The following is a 9,210-nucleotide window of genomic DNA, read 5'->3' as shown; positions in this document are numbered from 1 at the left end:
GCATTCGACCAGATCGATAACGCGCCGGAAGAAAAAGCTCGTGGTATCACCATCAACACTTCTCACGTTGAATATGACACCCCGACTCGCCACTACGCACACGTAGACTGCCCGGGCCACGCCGACTATGTTAAAAACATGATCACCGGTGCTGCGCAGATGGACGGCGCGATCCTGGTTGTTGCTGCGACTGACGGCCCGATGCCGCAGACTCGTGAGCACATCCTGCTGGGTCGTCAGGTAGGCGTTCCGTACATCATCGTGTTCCTGAACAAATGCGACATGGTTGATGACGAAGAGCTGCTGGAACTGGTAGAAATGGAAGTTCGTGAACTTCTGTCTCAGTACGATTTCCCGGGCGACGACACTCCGATCGTTCGTGGTTCTGCTCTGAAAGCGCTGGAAGGCGAAGCAGAGTGGGAAGCGAAAATCATCGAACTGGCTGGCTTCCTGGATTCTTACATCCCAGAACCAGAGCGTGCGATTGACAAGCCGTTCCTGCTGCCTATCGAAGACGTATTCTCCATCTCCGGTCGTGGTACCGTTGTTACCGGTCGTGTAGAGCGCGGTATCATCAAAGTTGGTGAAGAAGTTGAAATCGTTGGTATCAAAGAGACAGCTAAGTCTACCTGTACTGGCGTTGAAATGTTCCGCAAACTGCTGGACGAAGGCCGTGCTGGTGAGAACGTTGGTGTTCTGCTGCGTGGTATCAAACGTGAAGAAATCGAACGTGGTCAGGTACTGGCTAAGCCGGGCTCTATCAAGCCGCACACCAAGTTCGAATCTGAAGTGTACATTCTGTCCAAAGACGAAGGCGGCCGTCATACTCCGTTCTTCAAAGGCTACCGTCCGCAGTTCTACTTCCGTACTACTGACGTGACTGGTACCATCGAACTGCCAGAAGGCGTAGAGATGGTAATGCCGGGCGACAACATCAAAATGGTTGTTACCCTGATCCACCCAATCGCGATGGACGACGGTCTGCGTTTCGCAATCCGTGAAGGCGGCCGTACTGTTGGTGCGGGCGTTGTTGCCAAAGTAATGAGCTAATTGCCGAATAACATTTGACGCAATGCGCAATAAAAGGGCATCATTTGATGCCCTTTTTGCACGCTTTCACACCAGAACCTGGCTCATCAGTGATTTTTTTTGTCATAATCATTGCTGAGACAGGCTCTGAAGAGGGCGTTTAGTCCGAAACGCACCAGAGCATTTCGGTTTGGATCGCCTCGCTTACGCGGGGTGAAAATGTTTGTAGAATACTTCTGACAGGTTGGTTTATGAGTGCGAATACCGAAGCTCAAGGAAGCGGGCGCGGCCTGGAAGCGATGAAGTGGGTTGTTGTCGCTGTATTGCTGCTTGTAGCTATCGTTGGCAACTACCTCTATCGTGACATGATGCTGCCGCTGCGTGCGCTGGCCGTAGTGATTCTGATTGCCGCAGCGGGTGGTGTCGCGCTGTTGACAACAAAAGGTAAAGCGACCGTTGCTTTTGCCCGTGAAGCGAGAACCGAAGTCCGTAAGGTCATTTGGCCAACTCGCCAGGAAACATTGCACACCACATTAATTGTGGCTGCGGTTACCGCAGTAATGTCACTGATCCTGTGGGGACTGGATGGTATTCTGGTTCGCCTGGTATCCTTTATCACTGGCCTGAGGTTCTAAGATGTCTGAAGCCCCTAAAAAGCGCTGGTACGTCGTTCAGGCGTTTTCCGGTTTTGAAGGCCGCGTAGCCACGTCGCTGCGCGAATATATCAAGTTACAAAATATGGAAGAGCTGTTTGGCGAAGTCATGGTGCCGACCGAAGAAGTGGTCGAAATCCGTGGTGGCCAGCGTCGCAAGAGCGAACGTAAATTCTTCCCGGGCTATGTACTGGTCCAGATGGTGATGAATGACGCAAGCTGGCACCTGGTGCGCAGCGTGCCGCGTGTGATGGGCTTTATCGGCGGTACATCTGACCGTCCGGCGCCGATCAGCGACAAAGAAGTTGATGCGATCATGAACCGTCTGCAGCAGGTTGGCGATAAACCGCGTCCGAAAACGATGTTTGAGCCAGGTGAAATGGTTCGCGTTAGTGACGGTCCATTTGCTGACTTTAACGGCGTGGTTGAAGAAGTGGACTACGAGAAGTCCCGCCTGAAAGTCTCTGTTTCTATCTTCGGTCGTGCGACCCCGGTAGAACTGGACTTTGCCCAGGTAGAAAAAGCCTAAACAGCGATCAAAAAAGCGGCGATTTAATCGTTGCACAAGGCGCGAGATTGGAATACAATTTCGCGCCTTTTGTTTTTATGGGCCCTGTCCGTAAAACGAATATAATCACGGGGAGCCTCCTTGAGGCGCTATAACCCAACTAGAGGAATTTAGAATGGCTAAGAAAGTCCAGGCCTACGTCAAGCTGCAGGTTGCAGCTGGTATGGCTAACCCGAGTCCGCCGGTAGGTCCAGCACTGGGTCAACAAGGCGTGAACATCATGGAATTCTGCAAAGCGTTCAACGCAAAAACTGATTCCATGGAAAAAGGTCTGCCGATCCCGGTTGTTATCACCGTTTACGCTGACCGTTCTTTCACTTTCGTTACCAAAACGCCTCCGGCAGCAGTTCTGCTGAAGAAAGCGGCTGGTATCAAGTCTGGTTCCGGCAAGCCGAACAAAGACAAAGTGGGTAAAATTTCCCGCGCTCAGCTGCAGGAAATCGCGCAGACCAAAGCTGCCGACATGACTGGTTCCGACATTGAAGCGATGACTCGCTCCATTGAAGGTACTGCACGTTCCATGGGCCTGGTAGTGGAGGACTAAGAAATGGCTAAACTGACCAAGCGTATGCGCGTGATCCGTGACAAAGTTGATGCAACTAAACAGTACGACATCAACGAAGCTATTGCTCTGCTGAAAGAGCTGGCCACTGCTAAATTCGTAGAAAGCGTAGACGTTGCCGTTAACCTCGGCATCGACGCTCGTAAATCTGACCAGAACGTACGTGGTGCAACTGTACTGCCGCACGGTACTGGCCGTTCCGTTCGCGTAGCCGTATTTGCCCAGGGCGCAAACGCTGAAGCTGCTAAAGCTGCAGGCGCTGAGCTGGTAGGTATGGAAGATCTGGCTGACCAGATCAAGAAAGGCGAAATGAACTTTGACGTTGTTATTGCTTCCCCGGATGCAATGCGCGTTGTTGGCCAGCTGGGTCAGGTTCTGGGCCCGCGCGGCCTGATGCCAAACCCGAAAGTTGGTACTGTAACCCCTAACGTTGCTGAAGCAGTTAAGAACGCTAAAGCAGGTCAGGTTCGTTACCGTAACGACAAAAACGGCATCATCCACACCACCATCGGTAAAGTGGATTTTGACGCTGACAAACTGAAAGAAAACCTGGAATCTCTGCTGGTTGCGCTGAAAAAAGCGAAACCGACTCAGGCTAAAGGCGTGTACATCAAGAAAGTTAGCATCTCCACCACCATGGGTGCTGGTGTTGCCGTTGATCAGTCCGGTCTGACTGCGACTGTGGCGAACTAATATTCGCCTTTACGTGGGCGGTGATTTTGTCTACAATCTTACCCCCACGTTTCTGTTTAAATAAACAGAACTCTATGCGAGTCATTTGAATTGTAGCAAGGCAGCAATTGAGTGAATCGCCGGGAGTGTAGTTAACTACATGACCGGTGTGAACGAGAGCAGCTAACGCGGTTACAGTTCAAAGGGCGAAGTCATAGACAAGATTTGTTCGTTGGAGCCTGGCCTATCCAGGCCTCCGTCGAAGACCGCAGGTGTTTCGTAAGAAACTTAATGCCCTGCGTAGACGGTGACAGAACGCTAAGATTATTTCTGATACTCTGGCTTGTTTCTGCTCACCGTATTTAGACGCTCTTTCCGTTGGGGAGAGTGAAGTGAGTTCCGGAACATGAGTTCCGGCAAACATCCAGGAGCAAAGCTAATGGCTTTAAATCTTCAAGACAAACAAGCGATTGTTGCTGAAGTCAGCGAAGTAGCCAAAGGCGCGCTGTCTGCAGTAGTTGCGGATTCCCGTGGCGTAACTGTAGATAAAATGACTGAACTGCGTAAAGCAGGTCGTGAAGCTGGCGTATACATGCGTGTTGTTCGTAACACCCTGCTGCGCCGCGTCGTTGAAGGTACTCAGTTCGAGTGCCTGAAAGACACGTTTGTTGGTCCGACCCTGATTGCATACTCTATGGAACACCCGGGCGCTGCTGCTCGTCTGTTCAAAGAGTTCGCGAAAGCGAATGCAAAATTTGAGGTCAAAGCCGCAGCCTTTGAAGGTGAATTGATCCCGGCATCGCAAATCGATCGCCTGGCAACTCTGCCGACCTACGAAGAAGCAATTGCACGCCTGATGGCAACCATGAAAGAAGCTTCGGCTGGCAAACTGGTTCGTACTCTGGCTGCTGTACGCGATGCGAAAGAAGCTGCTTAATCGCAGTTATCTTTCTCAAGCATCTGCTTACGTATAAACTTATTCTGATTTTCAGGAACAATTTAAATGTCTATCACTAAAGATCAAATCATTGAAGCAGTATCCGCTATGTCCGTAATGGACGTTGTAGAACTGATCTCTGCAATGGAAGAAAAATTCGGTGTTTCCGCTGCTGCTGCTGTAGCTGTAGCTGCTGGCCCGGCTGAAGCTGCTGAAGAAAAAACTGAATTCGACGTAATTCTGAAAGCTGCTGGCGCTAACAAAGTTGCTGTAATCAAAGCAGTACGTGGCGCAACTGGCCTGGGTCTGAAAGAAGCTAAAGACCTGGTAGAATCTGCTCCGGCTGCCCTGAAAGAAGGCATCAGCAAAGACGACGCAGAAGCACTGAAAAAATCTCTGGAAGAAGCTGGCGCTGAAGTTGAAGTTAAATAAGCCAACTTTTCTGGTTGCAGCCTAAGAAATTAGGCTGATGGCTGGTGACTTTTTAGTCACCAGCCTTTTTGCGCTGTAAGGCGCCAGTAGCATTTCACACTGTTTGACTACTGCTGTGCCTTTCAATGCTTGTTTCTATCGACGTCTTAATATACTGCGACAGAGCATCAGTTCTGTGTAAATCGCAATGAAATGGTTTAAGCGTGATAGCAACAGGCATTGCGGAAAGTATTCGATTTTCCGGTCAACAAAATAGTGTTGCACAAACTGTCCCTTCGTCGGACAGATGGGTCGACTTGTCAGCGAGCTGAGGAACCCTAATGGTTTACTCCTATACCGAGAAAAAACGTATTCGTAAGGATTTTGGTAAACGTCCACAAGTGTTGGACATACCTTATCTCCTTTCTATCCAGCTTGACTCGTTTCAGAAGTTCATCGAGCAAGATCCTGAAGGGCAGTATGGTCTGGAAGCAGCTTTCCGTTCCGTTTTCCCGATTCAGAGCTACAGCGGTAATTCCGAGCTGCAATACGTCAGCTACCGCCTTGGCGAACCGGTGTTTGACGTTCAGGAATGTCAGATCCGTGGCGTGACCTATTCCGCACCGCTGCGCGTAAAACTGCGTCTGGTGATCTACGAGCGCGAAGCGCCGGAAGGCACCGTAAAAGACATTAAAGAACAAGAAGTCTACATGGGCGAAATTCCGCTCATGACTGACAACGGTACCTTTGTAATCAATGGTACTGAGCGTGTTATCGTTTCTCAGCTGCACCGTAGTCCTGGCGTCTTCTTTGACTCCGACAAAGGTAAAACCCACTCTTCGGGTAAAGTGCTGTATAACGCGCGCATCATCCCTTACCGTGGTTCCTGGCTGGACTTCGAATTCGATCCGAAGGACAACCTGTTCGTACGTATTGACCGTCGCCGTAAACTGCCTGCGACCATTATTCTGCGTGCACTGAACTACACCACTGAGCAGATCCTTGACCTGTTCTTTGAAAAAGTTGTTTTCGAAATTCGCGACAACAAGCTGCAGATGGAACTGGTGCCGGAACGCCTGCGTGGTGAAACCGCTTCCTTTGACATTGAAGCTAACGGCAAAGTCTACGTCGAAAAAGGCCGTCGCATCACTGCGCGCCACATTCGCCAACTGGAAAAAGACGATATCAAACATATCGAAGTTCCGGTTGAATACATTGCTGGTAAAGTTGCGGCTAAAGACTACGTTGACGAATCTACTGGCGAGCTGATCTGCGCAGCTAACATGGAGCTGAGCCTGGATCTGCTGGCTAAGCTGAGCCAGTCTGGTCACAAGCGTATCGAAACGCTGTTCACTAACGATCTGGATCACGGTCCGTACATTTCTGAAACTGTACGTGTTGACCCAACCAACGATCGTCTGAGCGCACTGGTAGAAATCTACCGCATGATGCGTCCTGGTGAGCCGCCGACTCGTGAAGCTGCTGAAAGCCTGTTCGAGAACCTGTTCTTCTCCGAAGACCGCTATGACCTGTCTGCGGTTGGTCGTATGAAGTTCAACCGTTCTCTGCTGCGCGACGAAATCGAAGGTTCCGGTATCCTGAGCAAAGACGACATCATCGAAGTGATGAAGAAGCTCATCGATATCCGTAACGGTAAAGGCGAAGTCGATGATATCGACCACCTCGGCAACCGTCGTATCCGTTCCGTAGGCGAAATGGCGGAAAACCAGTTCCGCGTTGGCCTGGTACGTGTTGAGCGTGCGGTGAAAGAGCGTCTGTCTCTGGGCGATCTGGATACCCTGATGCCTCAGGATATGATCAACGCCAAGCCGATTTCTGCAGCAGTGAAAGAGTTCTTTGGTTCCAGCCAGCTGTCTCAGTTTATGGACCAGAACAACCCGCTGTCTGAGATTACGCACAAACGTCGTATCTCTGCACTCGGCCCAGGCGGTCTGACCCGTGAACGCGCAGGCTTCGAAGTTCGAGACGTACACCCAACTCACTACGGTCGCGTATGTCCAATCGAAACGCCTGAAGGTCCGAACATCGGTCTGATCAACTCCCTGTCCGTGTATGCACAGACTAACGAATACGGCTTCCTCGAGACTCCGTATCGTAAAGTGACCGACGGTGTTGTAACTGACGAAATTCATTACCTGTCTGCTATCGAAGAAGGCAACTACGTTATCGCTCAGGCGAACTCCAACCTGGATGATGAAGGCCACTTTGTAGAAGATCTGGTTACCTGCCGTAGCAAAGGCGAATCCAGCTTGTTCAGCCGCGACCAGGTTGACTACATGGACGTATCCACCCAGCAGGTGGTATCCGTCGGTGCGTCCCTGATCCCGTTCCTGGAACACGATGACGCCAACCGTGCATTGATGGGTGCGAACATGCAACGTCAGGCGGTTCCGACTCTGCGCGCTGATAAGCCGCTGGTTGGTACCGGTATGGAACGTGCTGTTGCCGTTGACTCCGGTGTTACTGCAGTTGCTAAACGTGGCGGTACTGTTCAGTACGTGGATGCTTCCCGTATCGTTATCAAAGTTAACGAAGACGAGATGTACCCGGGCGAAGCAGGTATCGACATTTATAACCTGACCAAATACACCCGTTCTAACCAGAACACCTGTATCAACCAGATGCCTTGCGTATCTCTGGGCGAGCCGGTTGAACGTGGTGATGTGCTGGCAGACGGTCCGTCCACCGACCTCGGTGAACTGGCGCTGGGTCAGAACATGCGCGTGGCATTCATGCCATGGAATGGTTACAACTTCGAAGACTCCATCCTCGTATCCGAGCGTGTTGTCCAGGAAGACCGTTTCACCACCATCCACATTCAGGAACTGGCATGTGTGTCCCGTGACACCAAGCTGGGGCCAGAAGAGATCACCGCTGACATCCCGAACGTGGGTGAAGCTGCGCTCTCCAAACTGGATGAATCCGGTATCGTTTATATCGGTGCGGAAGTGACCGGTGGCGACATTCTGGTTGGTAAGGTAACGCCGAAAGGTGAAACCCAACTGACGCCAGAAGAGAAGCTGCTGCGTGCGATCTTCGGTGAGAAAGCGTCTGACGTTAAAGACTCTTCTCTGCGCGTGCCAAACGGTGTTTCCGGTACGATTATCGACGTTCAGGTCTTTACTCGCGATGGCGTAGAAAAAGACAAACGTGCGCTGGAAATCGAAGAGATGCAGCTGAAGCAGGCGAAAAAAGACCTGTCTGAAGAACTGCAGATCCTCGAAGCTGGCCTGTTCAGCCGTATCTACGCAGTGCTGGTTTCCGGTGGTGTTGAAGCTGAGAAGCTCGACAAACTGCCGCGTGACCGCTGGTTAGAACTCGGCCTGACCGACGAAGAGAAACAGAATCAGCTGGAACAACTGGCTGAGCAGTACGACGAACTGAAACACGAATTCGAGAAAAAACTCGAAGCGAAACGCCGTAAAATCACTCAGGGCGACGATCTGGCACCGGGCGTGCTGAAGATTGTTAAGGTGTATCTGGCGGTTAAACGTCGGATCCAGCCTGGTGATAAGATGGCAGGTCGTCACGGTAACAAGGGTGTAATCTCTAAGATCAACCCGATCGAAGATATGCCACACGATGCTAACGGTACGCCGGTAGATATCGTACTGAACCCGCTGGGCGTACCATCGCGTATGAACATCGGTCAGATCCTTGAAACCCACCTGGGTATGGCTGCAAAAGGTATCGGCGATAAGATCAACGCCATGCTGAAACAGCAGCAAGAAGTCGCGAAACTGCGCGAATTCATCCAGCGTGCTTACGATCTGGGTTCAGATGTTCGTCAGAAAGTTGACCTGAATACCTTCAGCGATGAAGAAGTTCTGCGTCTGGCTGAAAACCTGAAAAAAGGTATGCCGATCGCAACGCCGGTATTCGACGGTGCGAAAGAGTCTGAAATCAAGGAACTGTTACAGCTGGGTGGCCTGCCGACTTCCGGTCAGATCACACTGTTCGACGGTCGTACCGGTGAGCAGTTCGAGCGCCAGGTTACCGTTGGCTACATGTACATGCTGAAACTGAACCACCTGGTTGATGACAAGATGCATGCGCGTTCTACCGGTTCTTACAGCCTGGTTACTCAGCAGCCGCTGGGTGGTAAGGCGCAGTTCGGTGGTCAGCGCTTCGGGGAGATGGAAGTGTGGGCGCTGGAAGCATATGGCGCAGCATACACCCTGCAGGAAATGCTCACCGTTAAGTCTGATGACGTGAACGGTCGTACTAAGATGTATAAAAACATCGTGGACGGCAACCATCAGATGGAACCAGGCATGCCGGAATCCTTCAACGTACTGTTGAAAGAGATTCGTTCGCTGGGTATCAACATCGAGCTGGAAGACGAGTAACTCTCGAT

The 9,210-nt window shown here is 51.2% G+C and carries 8 protein-coding genes; all 8 read left to right on the top strand.

The features are described from left to right. A partial coding sequence (gene tuf, locus OGY33_RS10515) for an elongation factor Tu (protein WP_063942044.1) occupies window positions 1-1,050 on the top strand: 1,050 nt, incomplete at its 5' end. Between the two features lie 230 nt (window positions 1,051-1,280). Then, the gene (secE, locus tag OGY33_RS10510) at window positions 1,281-1,664 is read left to right on the top strand and encodes a preprotein translocase subunit SecE (protein ID WP_003033128.1); all 384 of its coding nucleotides are present in this window, start codon (window positions 1,281-1,283) and stop codon (window positions 1,662-1,664) included. 1 nt (window position 1,665) lies between these two features. Then, window positions 1,666-2,211, top strand: coding sequence for a transcription termination/antitermination protein NusG (nusG, locus tag OGY33_RS10505; protein WP_003033125.1), 546 nt, complete (start codon window positions 1,666-1,668; stop codon window positions 2,209-2,211). 154 nt (window positions 2,212-2,365) lie between these two features. Then, complete coding sequence (rplK, locus tag OGY33_RS10500; RefSeq protein ID WP_003033122.1) at window positions 2,366-2,794, top strand: 50S ribosomal protein L11; 429 nt, start codon at window positions 2,366-2,368, stop codon at window positions 2,792-2,794. 3 nt (window positions 2,795-2,797) lie between these two features. Continuing rightward, window positions 2,798-3,505, top strand: a complete 708-nt coding sequence (gene rplA / locus OGY33_RS10495; RefSeq protein ID WP_003033119.1) for a 50S ribosomal protein L1 — start codon at window positions 2,798-2,800, stop codon at window positions 3,503-3,505. A 418-nt stretch (window positions 3,506-3,923) separates the two neighbouring features. Continuing rightward, window positions 3,924-4,421 carry a 50S ribosomal protein L10 gene (rplJ, locus tag OGY33_RS10490; RefSeq protein ID WP_001207203.1) on the top strand — a complete coding sequence of 166 codons (498 nt, stop codon included), beginning with the start codon at window positions 3,924-3,926 and terminating at the stop codon, window positions 4,419-4,421. Between the two features lie 66 nt (window positions 4,422-4,487). Next, window positions 4,488-4,853, top strand: coding sequence for a 50S ribosomal protein L7/L12 (gene rplL / locus OGY33_RS10485; RefSeq protein WP_003033114.1), 366 nt, complete (start codon window positions 4,488-4,490; stop codon window positions 4,851-4,853). 320 nt (window positions 4,854-5,173) lie between these two features. Beyond that, window positions 5,174-9,202, top strand: coding sequence for a DNA-directed RNA polymerase subunit beta (gene rpoB, locus OGY33_RS10480; protein ID WP_003033111.1), 4,029 nt, complete (start codon window positions 5,174-5,176; stop codon window positions 9,200-9,202). Window positions 9,203-9,210 lie beyond the last annotated feature (8 nt).

Origin of the sequence: Citrobacter sp. Cpo032 (assembly GCF_030332975.1) — a bacterium.
Taxonomy (GTDB): Bacteria; Pseudomonadota; Gammaproteobacteria; order Enterobacterales; family Enterobacteriaceae; genus Citrobacter; species Citrobacter portucalensis.
Note: the sequence above shows the minus strand (reverse complement) of the source record. Positions and strands in the feature narration are given on the sequence as shown.

What these genes read in the sequence shown, in the direction of transcription:
- secE (WP_003033128.1), top strand. Translation starts at nt 1,281, where the DNA reads ATGAGTGCGAATACCGAAGCTCAAGGAAGCGGGCGCGGCCTGGAAGCG.
- nusG (WP_003033125.1), top strand. Translation starts at nt 1,666, where the DNA reads ATGTCTGAAGCCCCTAAAAAGCGCTGGTACGTCGTTCAGGCGTTTTCC.
- rplK (WP_003033122.1), top strand. Translation starts at nt 2,366, where the DNA reads ATGGCTAAGAAAGTCCAGGCCTACGTCAAGCTGCAGGTTGCAGCTGGT.
- rplA (WP_003033119.1), top strand. Translation starts at nt 2,798, where the DNA reads ATGGCTAAACTGACCAAGCGTATGCGCGTGATCCGTGACAAAGTTGAT.
- rplJ (WP_001207203.1), top strand. Translation starts at nt 3,924, where the DNA reads ATGGCTTTAAATCTTCAAGACAAACAAGCGATTGTTGCTGAAGTCAGC.
- rplL (WP_003033114.1), top strand. Translation starts at nt 4,488, where the DNA reads ATGTCTATCACTAAAGATCAAATCATTGAAGCAGTATCCGCTATGTCC.
- rpoB (WP_003033111.1), top strand. Translation starts at nt 5,174, where the DNA reads ATGGTTTACTCCTATACCGAGAAAAAACGTATTCGTAAGGATTTTGGT.